The 24,162-nt window shown below is 60.4% G+C and carries 22 protein-coding genes and 1 tRNA gene; 8 read left to right on the top strand and 15 right to left on the bottom strand.

Annotation, left to right across the window (positions count from 1 at the left end; genetic code table 11):
* The first annotated feature begins 5 nt into the window (after positions 1-5).
* From sfsA to radC, 3 genes are read left to right on the top strand one after another with little or no spacing between them, the layout of a single operon-like run.
* Positions 6-725, top strand: coding sequence for a DNA/RNA nuclease SfsA (sfsA, locus tag QA637_RS05970; RefSeq protein ID WP_184109034.1), 720 nt, complete (start codon positions 6-8; stop codon positions 723-725).
* Between the two features lie 29 nt (positions 726-754).
* Complete coding sequence (gene map, locus QA637_RS05965; RefSeq protein WP_153436433.1) at positions 755-1,594, top strand: type I methionyl aminopeptidase; 840 nt, start codon at positions 755-757, stop codon at positions 1,592-1,594.
* On the top strand, positions 1,591-2,379 hold the full coding sequence (gene radC, locus QA637_RS05960; protein ID WP_184109032.1) for a RadC family protein: 789 nt from the start codon (positions 1,591-1,593) through the stop codon (positions 2,377-2,379). The genes map and radC overlap by 4 nt, the downstream gene beginning before the upstream one ends.
* Positions 2,380-2,731: 352 nt before the next feature.
* Here radC and QA637_RS05955 read toward each other — a convergent pair whose 3' ends face one another.
* On the bottom strand, positions 2,732-3,778 hold the full coding sequence (locus QA637_RS05955; protein ID WP_234886731.1) for a magnesium and cobalt transport protein CorA: 1,047 nt from the start codon (positions 3,776-3,778) through the stop codon (positions 2,732-2,734).
* A gap of 199 nt (positions 3,779-3,977) precedes the next feature.
* Here QA637_RS05955 and sthA point away from each other — a divergent pair, with 199 nt between their 5' ends.
* A complete protein-coding gene (gene sthA / locus QA637_RS05950; RefSeq protein WP_283064283.1) occupies positions 3,978-5,381 on the top strand; it encodes a Si-specific NAD(P)(+) transhydrogenase in 1,404 nt (467 codons plus the stop codon).
* Between the two features lie 211 nt (positions 5,382-5,592).
* Here sthA and tig read toward each other — a convergent pair whose 3' ends face one another.
* From tig to QA637_RS05930, 4 genes are all read right to left on the bottom strand, one after another.
* Positions 5,593-7,074, bottom strand: a complete 1,482-nt coding sequence (tig, locus tag QA637_RS05945) for a trigger factor (RefSeq protein ID WP_153442408.1) — start codon at positions 7,072-7,074, stop codon at positions 5,593-5,595.
* Positions 7,075-7,250: 176 nt separating this feature from the next.
* A tRNA-Leu gene (locus tag QA637_RS05940) sits at positions 7,251-7,335 on the bottom strand.
* A gap of 241 nt (positions 7,336-7,576) precedes the next feature.
* Positions 7,577-8,170, bottom strand: coding sequence for a GDYXXLXY domain-containing protein (locus QA637_RS05935; RefSeq protein ID WP_153442407.1), 594 nt, complete (start codon positions 8,168-8,170; stop codon positions 7,577-7,579).
* Complete coding sequence (locus tag QA637_RS05930; RefSeq protein ID WP_153442406.1) at positions 8,167-9,270, bottom strand: DUF2157 domain-containing protein; 1,104 nt, start codon at positions 9,268-9,270, stop codon at positions 8,167-8,169. The genes QA637_RS05935 and QA637_RS05930 overlap by 4 nt, the downstream gene beginning before the upstream one ends.
* Positions 9,271-10,236: 966 nt before the next feature.
* On the opposite strand from QA637_RS05930, the gene QA637_RS05925 reads away from it, so the two are divergent.
* The 3 genes from QA637_RS05925 to trmFO all read left to right on the top strand — a co-directional run bounded on the left by QA637_RS05925 (position 10,237) and on the right by trmFO (position 12,468).
* Positions 10,237-10,380, top strand: a complete 144-nt coding sequence (locus QA637_RS05925) for a DUF1127 domain-containing protein (protein ID WP_167528387.1) — start codon at positions 10,237-10,239, stop codon at positions 10,378-10,380.
* A gap of 418 nt (positions 10,381-10,798) precedes the next feature.
* Positions 10,799-10,942 carry a DUF1127 domain-containing protein gene (locus tag QA637_RS30970; RefSeq protein ID WP_136504522.1) on the top strand — a complete coding sequence of 48 codons (144 nt, stop codon included), beginning with the start codon at positions 10,799-10,801 and terminating at the stop codon, positions 10,940-10,942.
* Positions 10,943-11,040: 98 nt separating this feature from the next.
* Positions 11,041-12,468: a methylenetetrahydrofolate--tRNA-(uracil(54)-C(5))-methyltransferase (FADH(2)-oxidizing) TrmFO gene (gene trmFO, locus QA637_RS05920; RefSeq protein ID WP_153442405.1), complete on the top strand. Its 1,428-nt coding sequence runs from the start codon at positions 11,041-11,043 to the stop codon at positions 12,466-12,468.
* Positions 12,469-12,653: 185 nt separating this feature from the next.
* Here trmFO and QA637_RS05915 read toward each other — a convergent pair whose 3' ends face one another.
* The 5 genes from QA637_RS05915 to yajC all read right to left on the bottom strand — a co-directional run bounded on the left by QA637_RS05915 (position 12,654) and on the right by yajC (position 17,421).
* A complete protein-coding gene (locus tag QA637_RS05915) occupies positions 12,654-13,130 on the bottom strand; it encodes a hypothetical protein (RefSeq protein ID WP_153442404.1) in 477 nt (158 codons plus the stop codon).
* A 96-nt stretch (positions 13,131-13,226) separates the two neighbouring features.
* Positions 13,227-14,069 (bottom strand): phytoene/squalene synthase family protein, encoded by an 843-nt coding sequence (locus QA637_RS05910; protein WP_184108823.1) that lies wholly within the window; start codon positions 14,067-14,069, stop codon positions 13,227-13,229.
* Between the two features lie 18 nt (positions 14,070-14,087).
* A complete protein-coding gene (locus QA637_RS05905) occupies positions 14,088-14,474 on the bottom strand; it encodes an Mth938-like domain-containing protein (protein ID WP_283064282.1) in 387 nt (128 codons plus the stop codon).
* A gap of 2 nt (positions 14,475-14,476) precedes the next feature.
* Positions 14,477-17,038 carry a protein translocase subunit SecDF gene (gene secDF, locus QA637_RS05900; protein ID WP_153442402.1) on the bottom strand — a complete coding sequence of 854 codons (2,562 nt, stop codon included), beginning with the start codon at positions 17,036-17,038 and terminating at the stop codon, positions 14,477-14,479.
* A 50-nt stretch (positions 17,039-17,088) separates the two neighbouring features.
* Positions 17,089-17,421, bottom strand: coding sequence for a preprotein translocase subunit YajC (gene yajC, locus QA637_RS05895; protein ID WP_153442401.1), 333 nt, complete (start codon positions 17,419-17,421; stop codon positions 17,089-17,091).
* A 314-nt stretch (positions 17,422-17,735) separates the two neighbouring features.
* Between yajC and QA637_RS05890 the strand changes: the two genes are divergently transcribed.
* Positions 17,736-18,611: an ATP-binding protein gene (locus QA637_RS05890; protein WP_153442400.1), complete on the top strand. Its 876-nt coding sequence runs from the start codon at positions 17,736-17,738 to the stop codon at positions 18,609-18,611.
* Between the two features lie 32 nt (positions 18,612-18,643).
* Here QA637_RS05890 and QA637_RS05885 read toward each other — a convergent pair whose 3' ends face one another.
* The 5 genes from QA637_RS05885 to serS form a co-directional block, all read right to left on the bottom strand.
* On the bottom strand, positions 18,644-20,182 hold the full coding sequence (locus QA637_RS05885) for a LysM peptidoglycan-binding domain-containing M23 family metallopeptidase (protein ID WP_153442399.1): 1,539 nt from the start codon (positions 20,180-20,182) through the stop codon (positions 18,644-18,646).
* A gap of 254 nt (positions 20,183-20,436) precedes the next feature.
* Positions 20,437-21,087 carry a biotin biosynthesis protein BioC gene (locus QA637_RS05880; protein ID WP_153442398.1) on the bottom strand — a complete coding sequence of 217 codons (651 nt, stop codon included), beginning with the start codon at positions 21,085-21,087 and terminating at the stop codon, positions 20,437-20,439.
* A 217-nt stretch (positions 21,088-21,304) separates the two neighbouring features.
* Positions 21,305-21,919 (bottom strand): protein-L-isoaspartate(D-aspartate) O-methyltransferase, encoded by a 615-nt coding sequence (locus QA637_RS05875; RefSeq protein WP_428843128.1) that lies wholly within the window; start codon positions 21,917-21,919, stop codon positions 21,305-21,307.
* Positions 21,920-21,954: 35 nt separating this feature from the next.
* Complete coding sequence (gene surE / locus QA637_RS05870) at positions 21,955-22,725, bottom strand: 5'/3'-nucleotidase SurE (protein ID WP_153442422.1); 771 nt, start codon at positions 22,723-22,725, stop codon at positions 21,955-21,957.
* A 26-nt stretch (positions 22,726-22,751) separates the two neighbouring features.
* A complete protein-coding gene (serS, locus tag QA637_RS05865) occupies positions 22,752-24,035 on the bottom strand; it encodes a serine--tRNA ligase (protein WP_153442396.1) in 1,284 nt (427 codons plus the stop codon).
* Between the last annotated feature and the right edge of the window lie 127 nt (positions 24,036-24,162).

Here is a 24,162-nt window from a genome sequence, read left to right as displayed (position 1 = left end):
CACACGTGAACTTCTCCCGTCCGCTCGTTCCAGCCACGCTTGTGCAGCGTTACAAGCGCTTTCTTTTTGACGCCGTTCTTGCCGATGGAACGAGGATTACCGGCTCGTGTCCGAACACCGGCTCGATGCGCGGCTTGACCACCCCGGGATCGCCGATCTGGCTTTCGGAGCACGACAGCCCGACGCGGAAATACCGGCATATGCTGGAGATCGTCGAAGCGGACGGAACATTGGTCGGCATCAATACCGGACTGCCAAACCGGCTTGCCGAGGAAGCGATCGCGGCCGGCCTCGTCGGCGACCTTCATACCTACCCGCTACTGCGGCGCGAGCAGAAATACGGCCGCAACTCCAGGATCGACATCCTCCTCAGCGACCCCACGAAGGGTCTTGCCTATGTGGAAGTGAAAAACGTCCACTTCAGCCGCGATTGCGGCCTCGCTGAATTTCCCGATAGCCCGACCGCGCGCGGCGCCAAGCATCTGGAAGAACTCGGCGACATGGTGGAAAGCGGCCACCGCGCAATCATGCTCTATCTTGTCCAAAGACACGATTGCGATGTCTTCCGGATATGCCGCGAACTCGATCCGGTCTATGCTCGCGCATTCGAGCGCGCTGCGACACGCGGCGTTGAGGCTTATGCCATCAAATGCACGATATCGCCCTCGCAAATAGTAGCCACTGCGGCGATGGCTGTGGACGAACCCGCCCTCGCTGATTTATGACATGCGCTTGAAACAATGAAAGTTCTGTAATGGTAACCTATATCGAGGCCGGCGCTGCCCCCTACAAGAACACCGGCGTCATCCGTCTTTACGGGCCGGATGGTTTCGAAGGCATGCGCAAGGCCTGTCAGGTGACGGCGCGTTGCCTGGATGAACTGGTGCCCCGCGTACAGCCTGGCGTAACGACTGAAGAGATCGATCGCTTCGTCTTCGAATTCGGCATGGACCACGGCGCGCTTCCCGCCACGCTCAACTATCGCGGCTATACGAAATCATCTTGCACGTCGATCAACCATGTCGTCTGCCATGGAATTCCGAACGAGAAGCCCTTGCGCGAAGGCGACATCGTCAACATCGACGTCACCTATGTTGTGGATGGTTGGCATGGCGATTCCAGCCGCATGTATCCCGTCGGCGAGGTAAAACGTGCCGCGGAGCGGCTGCTCGAAGTCACACACGAATGCCTGATGCGCGGCATCGCGGCTGTGCGGCCCGGCGCACGCACCGGCGCGATCGGCGAGGCCATACAGGCTTATGCGGAATCCGAGCGCTGTTCGGTCGTGCGCGATTTCTGCGGCCATGGCGTCGGCCGGCTGTTCCACGACGCGCCGAACATCCTGCACTATGGGCGCGCCAATGAAGGCCCTGAACTGCGCGAAGGCATGATCTTCACGATCGAGCCGATGATCAATCTGGGTCGGCCGCACGTGAAGGTTCTGTCGGACGGCTGGACCGCCGTCACGCGCGACCGTTCGCTTTCGGCACAATACGAACACACGATCGGCGTCACTGCGGATGGCTGCGAAATCTTCACGCTTTCGCCAGCCGGCCTGTTCAAGCCCGGCATTGCTGCAGTGGGCAACGCGTGACGAGGACCCCGCCCCTCTCCGAAGGCGAACTGCAGCCGACGGACGAGCGGCAGTTCTTTGCACAGCAAAAGCCGCGCGTCGGCGACCCCGAAGTGATCTCTGCTCCTTCCGCGGAGGCACATTATCACGGCCATCGCGATCGGTTGCGCGACCGTTACCGCGAACATGGCGATGCAGCGCTCGCGGACTACGAGGTGCTGGAACTCATTCTGTTCAGGCTGATCCCCCGTCGCGATACGAAGCCGATTGCCAAGGCGCTGCTCGCGCGCTTCGGAACGCTCGCAGGCGTTTTCGGCGCGCCGCTCAATCTGTTGCAGGAGGTCAAGGGTGTTGGCGAGTCGGTCGCGCTTGATCTCAAGCTCATCGCCACAGCGAGCCACCGGATGCTGAAGAGCGAGTTGCGCGACAAGCAGGTCCTGTCATCCTGGAGCGCCGTTATCGACTATTGCCATGCAGCGATGGCGCATGAGACCAAGGAGCAGTTTCGCATCCTCTTCCTCGATAAGCGCAATGCGCTGATCGCCGACGAGGTCCAGCAGCGAGGCACGATCGACCACACGCCGGTCTATCCGCGTGAGGTGATCAAGCGTGCACTCGAGCTATCAGCGACCGCGCTGATCCTGGTCCATAACCATCCCTCCGGCGACCCGACGCCTTCTCGTGCAGATATCGAGATGACCAAGTTGATCGCCGAAGCCGCCAAACCGCTCGGCATCGCTCTTCATGACCACATCATCATCGGCAAGGACGGGCACGCGAGCCTCAAGGGCCTTCGACTGTTCTAGCGTGGTCGTGAGCCGCGGCCCGCAACGGCGCGCGCTCGACCCTGTTTCTCATTACGGCCATCTCGCTGAAGCTGTCAGGTGCGCCACAGTTGCTCTCCATCCAGTGGCAGGCCGCGTTGAACAACTCGCTTGGAACTTCCCTACGGTGGCGTCCGTTCATTCCCATGAAAGGAGTGACCGATGAACCAAATCATTTACCTCGTGGGCCTAGTTGTGATCGTGATAGCTGTCTTGTCGTTCTTCGGATTGGGTTGAATTCGGCAGCCGTAACAGCTGATCGTTGCCGGGCTATCTAGGATATATCGACAAAGTGAACCGGTGGCTGAGCGTGGGTGCGTGCCCGGCATTTGCTTCAAAGCCATTTCGCACGCCGGAAGAAGCGGTAGAGTGTAACGCACAGCCCGATGATGACGGCCAGCACGACAAAATAGCCGTAGCGGAACCGAAGCTCGGGCATGTCCTCGAAGTTCATGCCGTAGATGCCGGCAATCGCCGTCGGAACCGCCAGGATCGCTGCCCACGAAGCGAGCTTGCGCGAGATTTCCGTCTGCTCCGACTGGCCAATCATCAGGCTCGCCTCGAAGGTGAAGGCAAGCACCTCGCGCAGCGCATCGATGTCTTCCTGGACCCGTCGAACATGATCGGTCACATCGCGAAACAAGGGCTGCATCGCCGCATCCATGCCCGGAAGTTCGAGGTGTTCGTGCCGGCGGCACACGTCCACCAACGGCACCACGGCATTGCGCAGGCGCAGAAGGTTGCGACGCAGCAAGTAAAGCCGTTCTATGTCCGCCTTGTCCAACCGGCCGCGCAACAAGCGATCCTCAAGTTCCTCGACCTCGCCGTGGATCGCTTCGACCACCGGCATGTAGTTGTCGACGATGAAATCAAGGATCGAATAGAGGATGTAATTCTCACCATGGGCGAGCGCTGCCGGCGAGGATTCGCATCGCTGCCTGACCGCCATGTAGGAGGTCGATGCCCCGTGGCGAACGGAAATAATGTAGCCGCGACCGACGAAGAGATGCGTCTCACCAAAGGAAATCTGATCGTCGGCCATGTGGGCCGTGCGCGCGACGACGAAGATCGCGTCACCGTAGATTTCCAGCTTCGGACGCTGGTGCGCCTTTCCGGCGTCCTCGATTGCCAAATCGTGGAGATTGAATTCAGCCTGAACCTGCCGCAACAGTGCCTCATCCGGCTCATGCAGGCCAATCCAGATGACGACGTTTTCGCGGTCACGCCATTGTCCCGCCTCTTCGATCTCAATGTCGCGGAGGCGCTGCCCGTCCTGGTAGACCGCGGCAGCGACGACTCCCGGGCGGGTCGGCCGAACCGCCGTCTCGACCTTTATCACGCCAGCCGAATGGCCGGGGATCGCCGTCGCTTCTGATGCCATTCCTATTCCACCTGTGCTTCGCCGCGCAAGAAAACGAACGGGCGACGTCATACGCAAACATAGCTTTATTTCGGCACGGGCGCATCCACGATAGAACAATGCGCATGGTGCTTCATCAAACGGCACAATTGACGGTATAAACGCCTGCGGATGAAATTTGCCGCATTGCACAACGATTCTTCGCATACGGGAAGCGTTCATGAACCAGTTCGATCTCATCGTCGTCGGAAGCGGCCCGGCAGGGCGCAGGGGCGCCATCCAGGCCGCGAAACTCGGTAAGAAGGTGCTCGTCGTCGAGCAGGGCAAGCGCGTCGGCGGCGTCTCCGTCCATACCGGAACTATTCCCTCGAAGACGCTTCGCGAGACCGCGCTCAACCTGTCGGGGTGGCGCGAGCGCGGCTTCTACGGCCGCTCCTATCGGGTGAAGCAGGAAATCAGCGCCGACGATCTGCGCCGCCGTCTCATCATCACCCTAAATCACGAGGTCGAGGTGCTCGAACACCAGTTCGCGCGAAACCGCGTCCAGCATGTCCGCGGCCGGGCAAGTTTTGTGAGCCCGACGACGCTCGAGATCCTCAAGGACGACGGCGAGAGCATTCCCGTTTCCGCAACGAGCATCCTGCTTGCCGTCGGAACGAAACCTTTCCGCCCGGACTACATCCCCTTCGACGGTAAGACCGTCGTCGACAGCGACGAGTTGCTCGACATTGGGGAATTGCCGCGTTCGCTGGTCGTGATCGGCGCTGGCGTTGTCGGCATCGAGTACGCCACGATCTTCAGCGCCCTCGACACGCAGGTCACGGTCATCGATCCCAAGACAACGATGCTCGATTTTATCGACAAGGAGATCGTCGAGGACTTCACCTATCAATTGCGCGATCGCAACATGAAGCTCAATCTCGGCCAGAAGGCGGAGAAAGTGGAGCGGCTCGAAGACGGTAAGGTTCTGCTTACGCTCGACAATGGCCGCAAGATTACGACCGAGATGGTCTTGTTTGCCGCTGGCCGGATCGGCGCGACCGACGCTCTCAACCTGCCCGCGGCCGGGCTCGAAGCGGACAGCCGCGGGCGGCTGAAGGTGAACCCGGAAACATTCCAGACTTCGGTTCCGAACATTTACGCCGCCGGCGACGTCGTCGGCTTCCCGAGTCTTGCTTCGACCTCCATGGAACAGGGGCGCGTCGCCGCTCGCGTCGCCGTCGGGGCAATCGCGAAGGAGCCGCAGAAATATTTCCCCTATGGCATCTATGCCGTGCCGGAAATCTCCACCTGCGGCCTCTCTGAAGAAGAGGTCAAAGAGCGCGGCATTCCTTACGAATGTGGAATTGCGCGGTTCCGGGAGACGTCGCGCGGGCACATCATGGGGCTCGATTCAGGCCTCTTGAAAATGATCTTCTCACTCAAGACCCGGCGTTTGCTCGGTGTCCACATCATCGGGGAAGGCGCGACCGAACTCGTGCATATCGGCCAGGCGGTTCTCAATCTGAAGGGCACCGTCGAGTACTTCGTCGAAAACACATTCAACTATCCGACTCTCGCCGAAGCCTACAAGATCGCCGGCCTCGATGCGTGGAACCGCATGGGCGAAATCAAGACGGCTTAGCGCATCGGCCCGAAAATCGGACCCGATTTTCGGAAAGCACGATGCGTGGAATCAAAGAGTTACAGCGTCCTTTGTGCGTCCTAAAGGACGCACGGCGCTGTAGCTGGCCCTTGGCAATTCGCTCGCGTCAGCCGCCGTTTCGGCGGCTTTTTCCCAACGAAAAAGGCCGCCTCGAAAGGCGGCCTTTGAACTCTCGTAGAAGAAAAGCCGATTATTCGGCGCTCTCGTCAGCAGCCTTCTTCTTTGCCGGAGCCTTCTTCTTCGGTGCGGCAGCTTCCTCGCCTTCAGCAGCTTCGGCCTTTGCCGCAGCCTTCTTCTTGGCGGGCGCCTTCTTGGTGGCCGGCTTGCCATCGGCTTCCTCGTCGTCAGCCATCAGCTCTTCCTTGGAGACCGACTTGTCGGTTACCGAGATTTCGGAAAGCAGATGGTCCACGACCTTCTCTTCGAACAGCGGCGCGCGCAGCGAAGCAGCGGCGCCGGGCGTGTTCTTGAAGTAATCGAGGATCTGCTTTTCCTGGCCCGGGAACTGGCGCAGCTGTTCAAACAGCGAGCGCTGCATTTCGTCGTCGCTCACCTGAACGCCGGCCTTTTCACCAATTTCGGAAAGAACGAGGCCGAGGCGGACACGACGCTCGGCAAGCTTGCGATACTCGGCGCGAGCTTCCTCTTCCGTTGTCTCTTCATCGGCGAAGGTCTTGCCGGCCTGCTCAAGGTCGGTGTTGATCTGGCGCCAGATGTTTTCGAACTCGGCGTCTACAAGGCGCTCAGGCGTCTCGAACTGGTAGAGCTCGTCGAGCTGGTCGAGGATCTGGCGCTTGACCTTCTGGCGGGTGACCGATCCGTACTGGCTTTCGATCTGGCCGCGAACGATTTCCTTCAGCTTGTCTGCCGATTCGAGGCCCAGCTTGGTGGCGAGTTCGTCGTTGATTTCGAGCGGAGCGGCGGCAGCGACGTCCTTCACCGTAATGTCGAAGGTCGCTTCTTTGCCGGCGAGGTTTGCGGCCGGATAGTCGGCCGGGAAGGTTACGGTGATCGTCTTTTCGTCACCGGCCTTGACGCCGACGAGTTGCTCTTCGAAGCCCGGGATGAAGCGGTTCGAGCCGAGCACCAGTTCGGCATCCTCGTCCTTGCCGCCGTCGAAGGCGACGCCGTCGACCTTGCCGAGATAGTCGATGGTGACGCGGTCGCCGTTAGCAGCCTTGCCCTTCTTGGATTCGTAGGTGCGGGCGCTTTCGGCGATGCGCAGGATCTGGTCGTTGACCTCGTCTTCGGCGATGTCGACGACTTCGCGGACGACCTTGATGCCGCTCACATCCTTGAGTTCGATCTTCGGGATGACCTCGTAGGCAACCGTGAATTCGAGATCGGCTTCGGCATTGAGGATCTTGTTGGCTTCCGCCTCGTCCTCGGTCATCGCGATTTCCGGCTGGGTTGCCGACTTCTCGCCACGCTCCGTCAGGATTTCGGTCGGCTTCTCACGAACGATCTCGTTGACCAGATCAGCCATGATCGACTTGCCGTAGACCTTCTTCAGATGCGCGACCGGCACCTTGCCCGGACGGAAGCCGTTGATGCGGACGCGGTCCTTCACTTCGGCCAGACGCTCATTCATACGAGCTTCCATGTCCTTGGCCGGGATAACGACCTTGAGTTCGCGCTTCAGCCCTTGAGCGAGCGTTTCGATAACCTGCATGTTCAAACCTTCACTTCACGTTGACAGTGCTCTTGCCTCGAAAGGCTTGGCGAGCACGTGAGCCGATCCATTTGCCGGGAGTGGCTTTACGCAATTCCTTGACCGTTTTGCAAGCAAAATGGCACTCCGCCTACCCTCTTCACCGCCGAATTCCGACGTTTGGCAAGTTGTTGTCCTGGTGCGGGTAGAGAGACTTGAACTCCCACGCCTTGCGGCACCAGAACCTAAATCTGGCGTGTCTACCAATTTCACCATACCCGCGTTCAGACAACCACACCGCCTGATCGCATTTCCCGCAAGACAACCAGCGGGAGCACCGCGGATATTCTGGACATGCGAAGGGTTCGGGCTTTCCCGAGCGCGGCGTCTCTATATCACTCGTTTTTGCCGGATCAAAGAGAAAATGCGCGATAATGCACGCCCGCGTCTTCGCCGTTGCCTTGATTATTCTCCACCAAGAAACCGGCAATAAAATGAAGTTCTTTCGCGGTAACGCGGACCATTAATAGAGCGGCTCCTCGTAGACCTGTGTTCCATCTATGGAAACCTTCCGGACCTGTGCACGCCCATCCGAATCCACACGCACGTTGACGGAAAGCGCATGGGCACTGCGTGCCGTTTCGAGGACGCGGCCCTCTCCTTCCGGCACGTAATAGCGCTCGATACCGAAATTCGGATAGAGCGTTGGCGGCGGCGCGCCATTTGACGGATAGTAAGAGAACGGTAGTGATCTGATGACGATGCTGTCCGCAGTTTGCGCGAGCGGCCCAAACGATGCCTCTACCGGACCCCAGAAACCATCCGGCTGCTGCTTTAGCCGCACGAACAGCTCCGCCTTCACAGCCTCGTCAGGCAAACCGGCCACAATGATGTCGGGCGAAATGCGGGAAATATCGTATGTCAGGGTTACACATTCGCCGCGCAGGAGATCGCGCGGGTCGATAGGTGCGCTCCGCAGGAGCACATCCTTGCCGTTGCGCAGGATCGAAGCGCGGCTTTCGATCATGTATCCAAGCACGGCGGTCTGCAGCACAGCGACCACCAGGGCCGCAACGAAGGGATTGCGCCAGCGGAAGACAGGCAAAGCACCGCTCATTGAGAAGCCTCCCCCACTCGCCCAAGCCTGCGCTCGACACGGATGACGAGCCACGCCACAAGTGCAACGACCACCCCTGAAATCAGGAAGAATCCCGATGTTCCGAGGATCGATCCGAGCGTCTCGAACGCTAGATACAAGATCTCCGCTGCAAATACCGCGTAGGCCAAATAACGAATTGCCCCGTTACGCGCGCCCGCAAGACCGATGCCTACGAGGGCCAAGGCAAGCAGGCCGACGCCGACGGCGGTCTCCGCCCACGCGCCTTCTGCTTCGCTTTGCAGGGCCACAAGGCCGATGACGGCGACTGCGAAGGAGTAGAACGAAGGCGCGGAACCGGTCTCGGACGCCAGACGGTAAAACGGCGATCGCGGCAGCGACGCGAGCAGAAAGGCAATGAACCCGGCGGCGAAGAAGGTGATTGCGAGCCAGAGCTCCGGGTTGTCGACGTAGAGCGCGCCGAGCCATGCAACGCAGAGAAGATATGCCAAATGGCGCGTGCGCCCCGCATCGGTATACCGGACCAGCGTGAGCACGATGACCGCCAGGACCGGCACGAGCCAGAAATAAGATTCGATCGCCGGAACAAGTCCTCCGCTTTCGAACAGCGTAATGAGAAACGCCCAGGCAAGGCACGCGGCAATCGTCGTGACCGCAGCCGACGCGAAGGCCGCCGCCGACAGGCATGCCCCGGCGAACCAGAGAAGCATCGCATCCGCCGCGTCGCCAGAGAGATGATACATCTGCCCGACCAGCGCGATGCCGGCACCAAAGGACATCGTGCCGAGAATAAGCAGAGCCGCGCCGACCGCCTTGGCTCCGCGCCCGAGGAAATAGGCGGCGAGAAAATGGAAGAGCCAGATCAACAGGACAACGCCTGCGACCCTGGCAAGACGCGGCAATGCTTCCCAGTTCGCCGCGACGAGCAGCAAGAGCGAGGCCGATAGCAGAAGCGCTGCCAGCGCCAGGAGGACCCGGCCGACGCTGAACGTGGATTCGCGCGCATCATATTCCGCAAGCATTGCAATTGCGGAGGAATGCGGAAGCAGGCCGAGATCCACCCAGCGCTTCAGATCTCGTTCCATGCGTCCGCGATACATCCCACCTCCGGATCCGTACTCTCGGCGACGCCTTCCCGACGCCCGGCCGGTTTTAGAGAACAGCAAATCGGTGAAAATGGCGAGAAAAATCAACGGAGCTATTTCCCTGCCGCGAGATGATTTCACTTGTCGGGGGCCCCGTAGCGGGATTGCGCGCGCCGCATATCTTCCATGCGGATATTGCACTGCACAAATCGATTTAAGATGGCTATATTCAAATCATCAAAGGCGACGAGAGGTGACGAGCCGAACGGACGCTGGCGGGACTGGTCGCCCGCCTCCGGAAACCCCGGAAAGACCCGAGCGAAAGCTCGACGAATTCGGAGCAGCGTACTCCTCCTCCCAACGCTTCTCCGATAAGATTGGCAACACTCCTCCTCCCGGTTGCCAATCACTTACATGACGCCCGCTGGACCTCCTCCCCCAGCGGGCGTTTTGCTGTTTGCCGCTCCGCCTGACCATTAGCTCGCGAGAGCCCATTTGCACAATATTGAAGCAGTTCCACGGCATTGCGCTCTCAAGCCATGCGCATTATGCATGGGTGCCATTCGGTGCGCGCCTCTACACAAAACGCGTATCGCAGCTTACCTTACAGCCATCGATCGGGGCGGCGCACTCCTCCTCCCAGCGCACCCCGATACGGATTGGCGACACTCCTCCTCCCGGTTGCCAATCAGAACAAAGCAACGCCCGCTGGACCTCCTCCCCCAGCGGGCGTTGCTTTTTGCGCCTCTTTTCGCTGTTGGATTCATGCACCTGCGACCGTCGATGCAGGTCGGCGACGCCGAGCCCACGGTTGCCGTCAGGGGCGAGTCAACGGCCAGACGAAGGATTGCAATCGGCGCATGGGTGCGATGCAGCATTGTCTCTGTATCTGCCGATCAAATCGATTATATTTCAGACCATCAGATGACGGCCAGCAAGAGAGATAGAGCGCTGGCAAACGACCCTAGAAAGGATAGGATCATGGACCTCGCACGTTCTTTCAACAACTGGCGCAAGTATCGTCAGACCTGCAACGAACTCGGCCGCATGAGCGACCGTGAGCTGAACGACCTCGGCATCGGCCGCAGCGACATTCCTTATGTCGCGCGCCAGGCCGTCAAGTAAGCCCGAGCACCGAATACCCCATTTCTGAAACGCCCTCCGGCCACCCGGAGGGCGTTTTTTCTTTCGTCCTCGACCATCGCGTGAAAGCGCCCGCTTCGCACGTGCGAAAGCGGTTCTCGACGCCCAATCGAGCGCCCATCGACTGCTCGGGTTCGCAAGCTCTTCAGTGCCGGCGCAGCACGAAAAACTGTTTAAAACCCCAAGAGTTTAACGCGCAGCCGTGGAATTTAGGCACTGTTAACTTCTGACGCGTTTTCGAGCGGCGGGAGTGCGGTGCTCACGAAATCGGCGATGCACTGCACAAACGCATAGCAGATGCATTTTCTTTGCACTCCATCTTCCAATTAGACAAGCGTATAAGAACCTCAACGACGCAGACAAATCACTGTCGCGACAAACCGATCTTGAGGATACGACCATGAACCCGATTCGCATTGCAAAAAGCTGGATCAACTATCGCCGCACCGTTGCCGAGCTCGGCAGCCTCTCGAACCACGCGCTCAGCGATATCGGCATTACCCGCTACGATATCCGCAACATTGCGGCCCGTTCCTTCCGCTAATCGGAACGAACATCCAAACATCCAAGACGGCGCCTGATGGCGCCGTTTTCGTTTCTTCGCAATTGGAACCAGAACGCGGCTGTGATAGGAAGCCGCCCATGACTGCAAACACTTCCTATTCCCCCATTCATGTCGTCGGCGGCGGCCTCGCCGGATCAGAAGCCGCGTGGCAGATTGCCCAAGCCGGCGTGCCGGTGATCCTGCATGAAATGCGCGGCGTGCGCGGCACCGATGCCCACAAGACCGACGGTCTTGCCGAACTCGTGTGCTCCAACTCGTTCCGTTCCGACGACGCGACCAGCAATGCTGTGGGCGTGCTGCATGCGGAAATGCGACTCGCGGGCTCGCTGATCATGGAGGCTGCCGATCGCAACCAGGTGCCCGCCGGTGGAGCGCTCGCCGTCGATCGCGACGGCTTCTCTGCAGCCGTCAGCGCCGCGATCGACAGTCACCCTTTGATCACGGTCGTCCGCGAGGAGATCACCGGGCTGCCGCCGAAGGAATGGGATCTTGCGATCATCGCCACCGGTCCCCTCACCGCGCCGGCTCTCGCCGAGGCGATCCGCGAGGAAACCGGCGCTGATGCACTCGCGTTTTTCGACGCGATCGCTCCGATCGTCTACACCGATACGATCGACATGGATATCTGCTGGCACCAGTCGCGCTACGACAAGGTCGGCCCTGGCGGCACCGGCAAGGACTATATCAACTGTCCAATGACCGAGGAGCAGTACAACGCCTTTGTCGACGCCTTGATCGCCGGCGACAAGACCGGTTTCAAGGAATGGGAAGGCACGCCCTATTTCGACGGCTGCCTGCCGATCGAGGTCATGGCCGAACGCGGCCGCGAAACGCTGCGTCACGGTCCGATGAAGCCTATGGGGCTGACCAATGCGCACAATCCTGCCGTCAAGCCCTATGCCGTCGTACAGCTTCGCCAGGACAATGCGCTCGGCACGCTCTACAACATGGTCGGCTTCCAGACGAAGCTGAAATACGGCACGCAGGCGGAAGTCTTCCGGATGATCCCCGGGCTTGAAAAGGCCGAGTTCGCCCGCCTCGGTGGCCTGCATCGCAACACCTACATCAATTCGCCGACGCTGCTCGATGCGACCTTGACGCTCAAGTCTCGACCGGGCCTACGGTTTGCCGGCCAGATCACCGGTTGCGAGGGCTATGTGGAGAGCGCCAGCATCGGCCTCCTTGCCGGCCGGTTCGCGGCAGCCGAGCGAAAGGGCGAAACCCCAGTGCCGCCACCGGAGACAACCGCCTTCGGCGCGCTTCTCAATCACATTACCGGCGGACACATCGTCTCCGACGACGAACCGGGCAAGCGCTCCTTCCAGCCGATGAACGTCAATTTCGGCCTGTTTCCGCCGCTGGAGCCGGGCGCTCTGACGAAGCCGGATGGCGCCAAGCGTTTTCGCGGCAAAGAGAAGGCGCTTGCAAAGAAGCAGGCGACGGCTTCGCGGGCTCTCAGCGATTGCGCAAACTGGCTCGCCCTTCCGGCCCTCAAGACTGCTTAAAGCACGTCGCATTCAATCTCGAGGCATGCGACGTGCTTTACGTTTTTTCATGCATTCGTTGCCCCGAAACCGCTGCACACTTTCGGGCGACATACACTACAGCGCCGCGCGTCCAATCGGACGCGCAAAGGTCGCTGTAGCACTTTGAGTTGCTGCATGATTTTTGTCCTTAAATCGATTCCGATTTAAGGAATCACGCAGTGGTCGTTCGCCTGGGCCGCCTGCACCGATGGCTCATCGCTGAAGTCCGACTGAGGGCTGAAGCTGCCGAGCAGCCAGAGCGAGACCTCTGCCGCCTCTTCGGCGGTCCGGAACTCAAACGCGTTATCCAGATAGGCGAAATCCGGAAAGTGCACGATCAATCCGCGTCCGCTTTCGGAACTGTTCACCCGCACCTTGCCAGGATGGATAACGTGGCAAACGTAGTGGGTGCCGTGCGACTGGATAAAACCCGCCTTGCCGTCGTGCAGCCGAAGGAAGATCGCCTTCCTGTCGATTGTCGAGTGCAAGGCCCGGATTGCTTCGTCAGGGAAAGCGCGGCCAAACTCGACCATTGCGGAGCCTGCGTCAGGATTTTCGAAATCCCGTTCGGCACGGGCGTTCATCCGCATGTAGAACGCTCCGACGGCGACGACCACCGCGATGAGCAACAGCCACAACATCACACAAGCCCCTTTCGGACGGCATGAATCCGGTAGCTCCTGCCTATACGATGTGAGACTTGCGCCAGCTTGACCAAATGCAACTCCGGCGCCGGTTCAGAACCGCTTGCGACGGATCGCGCGCCACATCCGCCATTGCCGCTGCCATTGGGGCGGCTGGAAAGGCTGCCGAAGCAGACGCGCGCCTGCTTTTTCCGCCCGGTCGAACACCGGCTCGGCCAACGCCACCGGGGTGAAAGCGAGGAAATTCTGCGGAGAGATCGAGCCGATGCCTTGCCGCGCCTTGGCAAGATGATCTCTGCCCAAGCCACAGAATGCGTGAATCGCTCTACCTATGGCTTCGCTGTCGTCGGCTGCCAAAAACGTATCCCGGTCCAGCCCGGTCGCACGCAAGAGATCTGCAGGAAGGTAGACCTGGCCACGCCGATGATGAATTGGCAGGAGCAAAAGGAGGCCGGCGATCGTCTGTGCGACTCCGGCATGTCCGGCGGCCTCTGCCGACTTGGCGGCGTTCGGCGGATCAAGGATCAACGAGGAAAGCTGTATAAGGGCGGACGCCGTTTCACCGGCGTAGCCTTCCAGCGCCGATCTGTCCTGCATCGGATCGTCGTAAAGATCGAAAATCCGCGCATCGACCATGTTCTCGAGCACTGCAGCGGGCAGATGATGTTCGCGAATGCACTCCAAAAGCGCCTCGGCCAGCGGATGTCCCTCGCCGCTCGATTGCTCGTTCGACAGAATGTCACGCCACCATTGCAAGCGGATTTCGCCGGGAAGCGGCTCGTGTATCAAGTCGCGCACGCGGGCGATTTCGGCGTAGAAGGCATAGAGAGCTGCGAGCGAACGTCGCTTTTCAGGTGGGGAAAGCAGGCAAGCCAGGTAACGATCGCGATCTGTGTCCCGCAAGGTTGCGAGAATCTCGGTATCGGCCTTTTGCACGCTGAGCTTCCTTCGAAATCACACCGCGATCAGGGCCGCGGCAACGGCGCGCGATTCGGCGAGCATCACGTTATAGGTTCTGACCGCCGCCCCGGTGCTCATCGGATCGGAGGAGATGTTCTGAGCGCGCATGGCCGCCTTCAGCTCGGCCGGCAAGGGTCGGATTTCGCGCCCCGTCCCCACAAGCAGCACTTCGATCTCACGCGCTTCGTCCAACACACGTTTGAATTTGTCCACCGAAAGCGGATCACCCTCGACTGTATCCCAGGCATAGATGCCGGACGGCAACATCAGGACCGAGCCGCGGTGAGACATGTCTGCAAACCGGAAGCCGCCGTTTCCATAGGCGTCTATCGGCGCCCGCCCGGGAAAGTGCGCTTCGCGAATTTCGATGCCTTTTGCCATGGTCAGGCCGTCCCTGCTGCTGTGTCCGCCGGCTCTTCGCCGCCGCGAGCGGGATCCTGCCCGCGGCCGCCCCGGCGGTTGAATAGGATGAGAACCGGGCCCGCGATATAGATCGACGAGAGCGTCCCGACAACCACGCCGAAAAGCAACGTCATGCTGAAGGAGCGAAGCAAACCGTCGCCGAACAGGTAGAGCGCCGCAAGCGCCAATATCGTCGTTAGAGCCGTCAGAACAGTGCGCGAAAGTGTCTGGTTGATCGACGCATCGATCAGTACCGAAAGCGACATCTTTTGATAGCGCACATAATTCTCACGAATGCGATCGTAAATCACGACGGTATCGTTCAACGAATAACAGACGATGGTCAGCAAGGCGGCAATGCTCGCAAGGTTGAACTCGATACGCGTTACGACAAGGAAGCCGACGGTCAGCAAGACGTCATGAAAGATTGCTATCATTGCAGCGAGCGCAAATCGCCATTCGAACCGGATCCAGACATAGAGCAGAATGGCCAGGACGGCCGCGCCAATACCCAGGCTGCTGGCGCGTGTCAGTTCGTCGGAAGCGGCCGGTCCGACAACCTCCACCCGACGGAATGTGTACTGATCCTCCAGTTCAGCCCGCACCAATCCGATCGCGGTTTGCTCAGCATTGTCGCCGGCCTCCTGTGAAGGAACGCGGACGAGGACATCTCGTTCCGTGCCGAGTTCTTGAACCCGGACTTCCCCGAGGTTCAGCTCGTCAAGACGAGCGCGGATGTCCGCGCTGTCGGCCACACCGGACTTCGCGCGAAGCTCGATTATCGATCCGCCCTTGAAATCTGCCCCAAAGTTGGGGCCCAGGCTGACCATCAAGATCAGCGAAGCAAGCGAGAGCGCTGCCATCAGAATAAAAACCGGATTGCGGATCGCCATGAACCGGATGTCCGCCTCGCTGAAGAAGCCTGTGCGAATGCCCCGGGGCAATCGCGTGGGCCGGCGGCGGCGATACCATCCGCGGACCAAGCGGCGTGTCAGGCTGTGGGCTGTCAGGATCGTCGTCACGCTTCCGATCGCGAGCGTTACGGCAAAACCGCGGAAGGCGCCGGAGCCGAAATAGAACAGAATGGCGCCGGCTATCGCCATCGTCAGGTTGGCGTCGACGATGCTGCTGAAGACGCGCGAAAAGCCGGTGTCGAGCGCTTTTCGCAAGGGTCCGGGGCCGCGCGCCTCCTCACGAAGGCGCTCGTAGATGAGAACGTTCGAATCGACTGCCACGCCGATGGTGAGAATGATCCCCGCGATCCCCGGCAAGGTCAAAGTCGCGCCGACAAGAGAGAGCACCGCAACGATCAGCACTACATTCACGATGACGGCGACCACCGCAATTGCGCCAAAGAAGCCATAGAATGCGATCATGCACGCTGCGACGGCGAGCGCGGCGATCGTGCCGGCCTTGAGCGCGCTTGCGATCGCGTCGGTTCCGACACCAGGGCCGACGGTACGCTCCTCGACCACGGTCAGGTTCGCCGGTAGCGGTCCCGCGCGCAGCAAGGCCGCGAGGTTCTTGGCACCGTCCTCGGACAGATTTCCGGCGATCCGGCCGGTGCCGCCGGTAACCGCCTCGGCAAGCCGTGGCGTCGACACCACCTGCCCATCAAGCACGATCGCGAACTGCCTTTTTGAATCGGCCTCCACAAGCGGCGTGATGCGCGCCAGCGCGTCGGCGTTGAGCTTAAAGCTGACAACGGGCTCACCGGTTGGCGGATCGTAATCAGGCTGCGCGTCGGCGAAATCCTCGGCCGCAACGAAGGCCCGCCTTTCGACCAGATAGGGAATCGGTGGATCATCAAGCGAATAGAGGATCTCACTTGCCGCTGGCGGCCTCGTATCAACCGCCTGTTGCACCGGCATCGATGGGTCGAGCCACCGGAAGGTGAGCTCGGCGCGCTGACTCAGAAAATCCTTCAACCGTTGCGGATCGTCCAACCCAGGCACCTGAACGACAAGACGATCATTGCCGCGGCGCCTTATCAACGGATCCGCGATACTGACTTCAGCAATGCGCCGGCGCACGACGTCGATGGCTTCGGTCATAGCCGAGGCCATCCTGAGGTCTATCCCCTCGTTGGTGAGCCGCAGGCGAACGACATCGCCCTGCTCCGCCCCTTCCGGAACCAGTTCCTGTATCTGATTGCGAACGAGGCCGGCGCTATCGACGGGAGCGGTCAGTTGGCGCAATGCATCGCGCGCAGCCGCCATTTTCGTCGCATCGCGAAGGCGGAACTGGATCGCCTGCCCGCTGCCCGACAGGCCGGCGTAGGCGATGTCGGCATTCCTCAGCGCCTTGCCGATCGCGTCGATCGTGGTTTCGAGCCGTTCGGCGATGATGTCATCGCGGACCACTCTCAGTGTGAAATCGGAACCGCCCTGGAGATCAAGCCCGAGCGGCACTTGCCGTTGCGGCACCCAATCGGGCCATTCCGCAAGCTCTTCCTTTGAAAAAAGGTTCGGTAGGGCAAAAACAAAGCCGGCCAGAACGACGAGCCAAATAATCGCGATTTTCAGCGGCGACAACTTGGGCATGCTCTAAATGCTCCATGCGCCGGCTCTGCCGGTTGCGGTTCGTGCCCGGATTATTCCTTGACCGGTTCGCCCTTCACGCGGACCTCGGAAACCCCGCTGCGGACGACGCGAACCTTGATGCCGTCGGCGATCTCGACTTCGAGTTCCGCATCATCGACGACCTTGGTAACTTTGCCAACAATGCCGCCGCCGGTGACGACCTGATCCCCGCGACGAATGTTTTTCAGCAACTCTTCGCGACGCTTCATCTGCGCACGCTGCGGGCGGATGATCAGGAAATACATAACAACGAAGATCAGGAGGAAGGGCAGAATAGACATCAAAATGTCTGCGCCGCCCGCGCTTGGGGCACCGGTCTGCGCAAAAGCTTCGGTAATGAACATCGATCGCTCCTTAAGTTCAAATTGCGCGGATCCTCCCCGCGCGAAATCGGCCGGAATATAGGGGTGCGATGCCACGACGCAAATCGCCTGCCCCTATCCGTTTCCCCTGCCTCTGACACAAATTCCGCGGGAGGAGAACCCCCTGAACACGCGCGCTTGGCCTTTTCCAGCGCAAACCGCCGTGCTACCGGAAAAAAGCTGCCGCGCGGCTTCCTCCACGGACGATTTCCGGAGGCAAACCCTACGGCAATTCAAAGAATTAAAGACGCACTCAGCGCGACCGCAAGCGCAGGGCGAATACCGGAGGCAGGCCGATGCAGGAAAACAAGATCGACACACTGATCAATGAGATGCAGAAGCTTTCGGCGGCTATCGAGCGGATCGCGGGCCCGGCGCCGGCCGTGAACGACTGGAGCCAGGCGGAATGCTTCGTCTGGGCCCCGAGCAATCGCCATCTGCAGCCGGTCGCAAAGCCGAACCGCATCGACCTCGCACTGATCACCGGCGTCGATCACGTTCGCGACATCCTTTTCGACAACACGCTTCGTTTCGCTGAGGGCTATCCAGCAAACAACGTGCTTCTTTGGGGTGCGCGCGGCATGGGCAAGTCTTCGCTGGTCAAGGCGGTCCACGCGCGGGTCGCGCACGAAACCGGCACGTCATTGAAACTTGTCGAAGTGCACCGCGAAGACATCGCGACCCTGCCAGCTCTGATGGAGATCCTGAAAGCGGCACCGATGCCGGTCATCGTCTTCTGCGACGACCTTTCCTTCGACCACGACGACACGTCCTATAAGTCGCTGAAAGCGGTTCTCGACGGCGGTGTGGAAGGCCGCCCCGCCAACGTCTTGCTCTACGCCACCTCCAACCGCCGGCACCTGCTGCCGCGCAACATGATGGAAAACGAGCAATCGACCGCGATAAACCCGTCGGAGGCGGTAGAGGAGAAGGTTTCGTTGTCTGACCGTTTCGGTCTTTGGCTGGGCTTTTACAAGTGCAGCCAGGACGATTACCTCGCGATGATCGACGGATACGCCCGTTACTACGACTTGAAGGTCGACCGAGAGACGCTCCACGCTGATGCGCTGGAATGGGCAACGACGCGCGGATCGAGATCCGGCCGCGTCGCCTGGCAGTTCATTCAGGATCTGGCCGGCCGGCTGCGTCGACAACTCGGCGACCCGGCATAGTTTTGCCGGTCCGGATCAATTCCTGAAATTCTCTATTCGAGATAGGTTGTGGGGTTCACCGGGGTAGCGTTTTTGCGCACCTCGAAATGCACCTGCGGCTGGGTCGCCTTGCCGGTCATGCCGGAGGCGGCAAGCGTCTGTCCGCGCTGCACCTTCTGTCCGCGCTGGACCTTGAGTTCCGAGGCATTGCCGTAGACCGTGACCGTGCCGTCGTCGTGGCGCACCAGAACGGCGTTGCCCAGTTCCTTCAGGCTGCTGCCGGAGTAAATGACCACACCGTTTTCGGCCGCCTTGATCGGAGTGCCTTCCGGTGCGGAGATGTTGATGCCGTCGTTGCGGTTGCCGTCGACATTCGCGCCGTACCCGGCAACGACCGCGCCGCGCACCGGCCAACGATACTTGCTGATACCGGTGGACTTCGGCAGGTCCTCATCAGTGTCCGTCGTCTTGGTCGCGACTTCCGAAACGCTCTCCCTGGCGACCGGTGGCTTATATTCGGCAGGTTTGCTCTGATCGAGCGAAGCAACCTTGGTCTCCGCCTTCTTGGTCGGCACTGACGCCGTTGCCATCGCATCGGTCGCGGGAGTCGCGGCACCCGGCATCTTCAGCTTTTGGCCGACGCGGATCGCCTCGGCGTTCAGACCGTTTGCCTGCTTCAAAGCGCTGACCGATACGCCATTCGCCTTGGCAATGCGGTTCAGCGAGTCACCCGGCTTGACGGTGTAGAGGCCGTCGCCGCCACTACCTTCTCCCTTGGAGGCAAGCTTGCCTGCGGCAACATCGCTGCGGCTTTCGTTCTTTTCACGCGACTGCGATTGGCCGGGAAGGATCGCCGCTTCGCGCTTGTCCGCCGGCAGTGGCAACGGCCGCTGCTGGCCGCCATCGATGTCGGCGATTGAGTTGGAGGCAGCCGCTTTCGCGGCACTGCTCGCAACTCCGAACGTCGGGATGACAAGACGCTGACCGGGTTCTACCTGGCCAGCCGACTTCAGCCCGTTCACCCTCAGTATTTCCTTCTCCGGAACTCCGAAGCGCTTGGCAAGGGAGGCGACTGTATCGCCTTGGCGAACCAGAACCGCGGGCGCGTTCTGCGTGCCCCAACCGCCCTTGCTCGCCGTCTCCCTGGGCGCTGCAGACAGAGTCTCAGCCTTGGCGACAGCAACGGGTTGCGCCTGCCGTTGCGCCGGAAGCGTCTGCGGCTGCGGCGCCGCCGTGGATGGATCTGCCAGCACTGTGCGCTGCACGCTCATCGGAGTAGAGGCGACACGCGCGCTGGAGACGGGCGCCGGGTTATAAACGGCGCTCTGGCCGGCGACCGGGTACGGCTGTCCATAGGACGCATCCCCTCCGCCCGACGGAGCCGCCGCAAGCTGTCCGCCGGCGACATCGCCCTGCGGCACCGGCATCGTATTTTGCGGGATGGAACTGGTCGTTATGTCGTCAGATCTTGAAAAAAGCCCGTTGAAGCGGCTGACATCCGAGCTGCAACCGGTAGCAGCGCCTGCCAGCAAGATCGCCGCACACAGGCGGATCGTGGACTTCCCTGCACTGGGAGATACAAATTTACGCATGACGCTTACCCACTCCGAACGCAACTCGCTGTGGAATGATTAAAGCGCATTAGAGTTACCGCTCGGTTAAGGGCGGCACCTAATTTGACGAAATGCTAACCATAGCCGGCGCGCCTTTCGTTGCCTCTACAGCGCCGCGCGCCCAATCGGACGCGCAAAGGTCGCTGTAGCACTTTGAATTGCTGCATGGTTTTGTCCTTAAGTCGATTCCGATTTAAGGATCGTGCAGTAGGGAAGGACGCTTGCAACACCGCTCAGAAGAGCTCGGAATAGAGCCTTTCGATCTCCGACACGGATCTGGGCTCAGGCGGCTGATCTTCATAGCTGATGTTGGATTTGTTCCAGTCAAAACCCCGGCCATCCGCCCGCAGAGCCGAAGGCGGGCTTTCCGCATGAACTGCCTTATCCTCATCGAGAAAAACGCTGACCAGGGCTTGGAAATTGGCGTCTACATCCAGACCGCTTTCGGCGTCGTATTCAAGTGATCGCAAACCGGCAACAGCCGCCTCACGTGTCCCGAAGTAGCGCAAGCTGTTCTGGTCCTCCGGACGCAGACTATCGTAATAATCGATGAAGGCTCCATAATAAGCCTTGTAGTCACCGGTCTCGGCAAACCTGCCAAAAGCCTGGTATTCGCGCGATGCCAGCTGGGGCGAAGGATTGTTGTTCCACTCATCCCTTGTCAGAGGCGGCAATCGTTCCGGCGATTTTTTCGTTCGACTGAGGTAGAGGAGAGCATCAACCGAAAGAGAGATACGTGGCGTTGGATCGAAGAAGCCCGTTTGAGAGGCTTGCGCGCCGTTCTCATCCTTGTTCCCGGTCGCAACCTCGCCCGCCGAACGCCCGGCGAGATTGCCCAAGCCGTCGCCGGCCGTTGCCGCAGTCAACCTGTTCGCAATCTGCATCCGCCGTCTCCGCCATATGCACGATCTAACGAGAAAAGCAGAACACGCGCCTATCGCGCGCCGTCGTGCCGTTCTGGCCTATGGCGGCAAGCTTGCGCGAGGCTGGATTTGGTTAAGAAGCCATTAACCTTTCATACGGGAAAGGGGCGAGCGACCTACAGCGCCGCGCGTCTGATCAGACGCGCAAAGGGCGCGTAGATCGGGGCGGCCATGCGCGTCAGAGGAATGATGCGAGTTGCGGTACGATCGGGAGGTAAGGCGCGTCGAATAGATCCTCGCGATCGAACCGGCTGCCGGTGCGATTGACGCGAACGATCCGGCAGAGCGTTTCGCTCATCATGATTGGGACCAGCAAGGTTCCGCCGGAGACCAGATGGTCGGAAAACATGCGGGGCAGGCTGTTGAATGCCGCGGTGATGAGGATGCGGTCGAACGTGCCCTCGCCCGGCACTCCTGCACTGCCGTCGGCCTGCCTCACGACGACGTTGCGAATGCCAGACTTTTCTAGGTTCTTTTGCGCCGAACTCACCAGCGTCTGATATCGATCGATCGTCAAGACGCGTTCGGCGAGACGACCCATGACGCCCGCGGTGAAGCCGCTGCCGGTACCGACCTCAAGAATGCGCTGCCCCGGCTTGATGTTGAGGCAGTGCAGCAGCCGGACGGCGAAATCGTAGCCTTCCATGAACGACCCGCAATCGAGCGGTATCAATCGCTGGGAATAGGCCTCGGCCTGGTATTGCGGCGGGGCAAACTGGCTGCGCGGCGTCTGTTCGACCGCCTTCAGCAGGTCATGATTCGCCATTCCTTCGCCGCGCAGTCGCAGCATCATCGCCGCGAAGCCTTCCTGCTGCGAAACGCGTCCGTTCAAGCGACAGTCCCTTCCCGCAATGCGCGTGCGATGCGATCCTGGACGGTATAGTCAGTCATATCCAGTTTAAGCGGAGTTACCGAGATCTTGTTCTCGCGCAAAGCGTGAATGTCGGTTCCGTCTCGGAAATCGCCGGCGCGCTCACCGAAGCGCAGCCAGAAATAGGGAAATCCCCGGCCGTCGACGCGCTCGTCGATGCTCAATCCGAATTCGAGCTTCCCCTGTGATGTGACGTCCGTTCCGGCCACCGCGTCGGCCGGACAATTGGGGAAATTCAGATTGATCAATGTTCCATCGGGCAGCTCAATATCCATCAGCGTACGGATGAGCGCCGGCGCATGGCTTTCGACCACGTCCCATGGTACGGCCCTGTCAATCGTATGCTGATAGGCTTGGCTGAGCGCGATCGAACGGATCCCCTGCAGTGTGCCTTCGATCGCGCCAGCCACGGTTCCGGAATAGGTGACGTCGTCGGCAAGGTTCGCTCCGACGTTCACGCCCGAAAGGACGAGGTCCGGCTTGCGGTCGAGAATTTGCCGCACTGCCATGATCACGCAATCCGTCGGCGTCCCCCGAAGGGCAAAATGCCGTTCCGAAACCTGGCGCAGGCGCAGAGGCTCGGAGAGCGTCAGCGAATGGGCGAGACCACTCTGATCCACCTCGGGAGCGACGACCCACACATCGTCGGATATCGTCCGTGCGATCCGCTCCAGCACGGAAATCCCCTCGGCGTGAATGCCGTCGTCGTTCGTCAGCAGGATGCGCATTCCAGTTTTCATCCGCTTCCTCGCGTTCAGGCGGCTTTTTCGATGCGCCGCTGGCCGCCCATGTAGGGAACAAGAACGTCCGGCACTGTTACGGAGCCATCGTCGTTCAGGTAATTTTCGATAACAGCTATCAGCGCGCGGCCAACCGCAACGCCGGAGCCGTTCAACGTGTGAACGAACTTCGTTCCCTTCTCCTCCTTCGTGCGGTAGCGCGCGTTCATGCGGCGCGCCTGGAAATCCCCGCAGACCGAGCAGGACGAGATTTCGCGGTAGGTATCCTGGCCCGGCAACCAGACCTCAAGGTCGTAGGTCTTGCGCGCGCCGAAGCCCATGTCGCCGGTCGAAAGCGTCATCACCCGATAGTGCAGTCCCAGGCGCTTCAACACCTCCTCGGCGCAGGCGGTCATCCGCTCGTGTTCGTCAATCGAGCTTTCCGCATCGGTGATCGAGACCAGCTCCACCTTGTTGAACTGGTGCTGACGCAGCATGCCACGGGTATCGCGTCCGGCAGAACCGGCCTCCGAACGGAAGCATGGTGTCAAGGCGGTGAAACGCAACGGCAGCTTTTCTCCTTCGAGGATCTGCTCGCGAACCATGTTCGTCAACGGAACTTCCGCCGTCGGGATCAGCCAACGTTCATCCGTCGTGCGGAAGAGATCCTCTGCAAACTTCGGCAGCTGCCCGGTCCCGTACATCGCATCGTCACGGACGAGCAGCGGCGGCTGCACCTCGACATATCCGTGTTCCTGCGTGTGCAGGTCGAGCATGAATTGGCCGAGCGCCCGTTCGAGGCGGGCAAGCGGCCCCTTCACGATGGTGAAGCGCGAGCCGGCGATCCGCGCGGCGCCTTCGAAATCCATGAGCCCCAACGCCTCACCGATTTCGAAATGCTCGAGCGGCTTGTGGTTCCAGGTCGGTTTTGCGCCGACGATCCGGGTCACGACATTGGCCGCCTCGTCGGCACCGACAGGAACATCGTCGAGCGGGACGTTCGGAATGCGCGACAAGGCATCCGCGAGCTCGGCCTCGATGCGGCGGCTTTCTTCCTCGGCCGCGGGCATGGTGTTCTTGAGATCAGCGACTTCGGCCTTCAGCTTTTCGGCCAGTTCGCTGTTCTTTTGCGCCATCGCCGCGCCGATTTCCTTGGAGGCGGCATTGCGACGCGACTGCATGTCCTGCAGTGATTGAAGGATGGCGCGACGACGCTCATCGAGCGCGATCAAGGACGCAGACAACGGCTCCGCGCCCCGCTTCGCCAGGGCGGCGTCGAGCACATCGGCATTCTCACGGATCCATTTGATATCGAGCATAATCGTCCCACGCGTTGTTTACAGCACGAGTTCTCCTCAAACCGGATCCGATCTGAGGAGAACTCTTGCAACGATTCAAAGTGCTACAGCGACCTTTGCGCGTCCGAATGGATGCGCGGTGCTGTAG

The sequence above is a fragment of the Sinorhizobium terangae genome (genome assembly GCF_029714365.1).
Lineage (GTDB): Bacteria > Pseudomonadota > Alphaproteobacteria > Rhizobiales > Rhizobiaceae > Sinorhizobium > Sinorhizobium terangae.
This window is presented reverse-complemented; position numbering and strand designations above follow the sequence as displayed.

What these genes read in the sequence shown, in the direction of transcription:
- QA637_RS05955 (WP_234886731.1), bottom strand. Translation starts at nt 3,778, where the DNA reads ATGGCATCAGAAGCGACGGCGATCCCCGGCCATTCGGCTGGCGTGATA.
- surE (WP_153442422.1), bottom strand. Translation starts at nt 22,725, where the DNA reads ATGCGCATCCTGCTGACGAACGACGACGGCATTCACGCCGAGGGGATT.
- secDF (WP_153442402.1), bottom strand. Translation starts at nt 17,038, where the DNA reads ATGCCCAAGTTGTCGCCGCTGAAAATCGCGATTATTTGGCTCGTCGTT.
- sthA (WP_283064283.1), top strand. Translation starts at nt 3,978, where the DNA reads ATGAACCAGTTCGATCTCATCGTCGTCGGAAGCGGCCCGGCAGGGCGC.
- QA637_RS05885 (WP_153442399.1), bottom strand. Translation starts at nt 20,182, where the DNA reads ATGCGTAAATTTGTATCTCCCAGTGCAGGGAAGTCCACGATCCGCCTG.
- QA637_RS05935 (WP_153442407.1), bottom strand. Translation starts at nt 8,170, where the DNA reads ATGAGCGGTGCTTTGCCTGTCTTCCGCTGGCGCAATCCCTTCGTTGCG.
- yajC (WP_153442401.1), bottom strand. Translation starts at nt 17,421, where the DNA reads ATGTTCATTACCGAAGCTTTTGCGCAGACCGGTGCCCCAAGCGCGGGC.
- tig (WP_153442408.1), bottom strand. Translation starts at nt 7,074, where the DNA reads ATGCAGGTTATCGAAACGCTCGCTCAAGGGCTGAAGCGCGAACTCAAG.
- QA637_RS05875 (WP_428843128.1), bottom strand. Translation starts at nt 21,919, where the DNA reads ATGATGCTGCGACTGCGCGGCGAAGGAATGGCGAATCATGACCTGCTG.
- QA637_RS05930 (WP_153442406.1), bottom strand. Translation starts at nt 9,270, where the DNA reads ATGTATCGCGGACGCATGGAACGAGATCTGAAGCGCTGGGTGGATCTC.
- QA637_RS05890 (WP_153442400.1), top strand. Translation starts at nt 17,736, where the DNA reads ATGCAGGAAAACAAGATCGACACACTGATCAATGAGATGCAGAAGCTT.
- QA637_RS05905 (WP_283064282.1), bottom strand. Translation starts at nt 14,474, where the DNA reads ATGGCAAAAGGCATCGAAATTCGCGAAGCGCACTTTCCCGGGCGGGCG.
- QA637_RS05925 (WP_167528387.1), top strand. Translation starts at nt 10,237, where the DNA reads ATGGACCTCGCACGTTCTTTCAACAACTGGCGCAAGTATCGTCAGACC.
- trmFO (WP_153442405.1), top strand. Translation starts at nt 11,041, where the DNA reads ATGACTGCAAACACTTCCTATTCCCCCATTCATGTCGTCGGCGGCGGC.
- serS (WP_153442396.1), bottom strand. Translation starts at nt 24,035, where the DNA reads ATGCTCGATATCAAATGGATCCGTGAGAATGCCGATGTGCTCGACGCC.
- map (WP_153436433.1), top strand. Translation starts at nt 755, where the DNA reads ATGGTAACCTATATCGAGGCCGGCGCTGCCCCCTACAAGAACACCGGC.
- QA637_RS30970 (WP_136504522.1), top strand. Translation starts at nt 10,799, where the DNA reads ATGAACCCGATTCGCATTGCAAAAAGCTGGATCAACTATCGCCGCACC.
- QA637_RS05915 (WP_153442404.1), bottom strand. Translation starts at nt 13,130, where the DNA reads ATGTTGTGGCTGTTGCTCATCGCGGTGGTCGTCGCCGTCGGAGCGTTC.
- QA637_RS05880 (WP_153442398.1), bottom strand. Translation starts at nt 21,087, where the DNA reads ATGCAGATTGCGAACAGGTTGACTGCGGCAACGGCCGGCGACGGCTTG.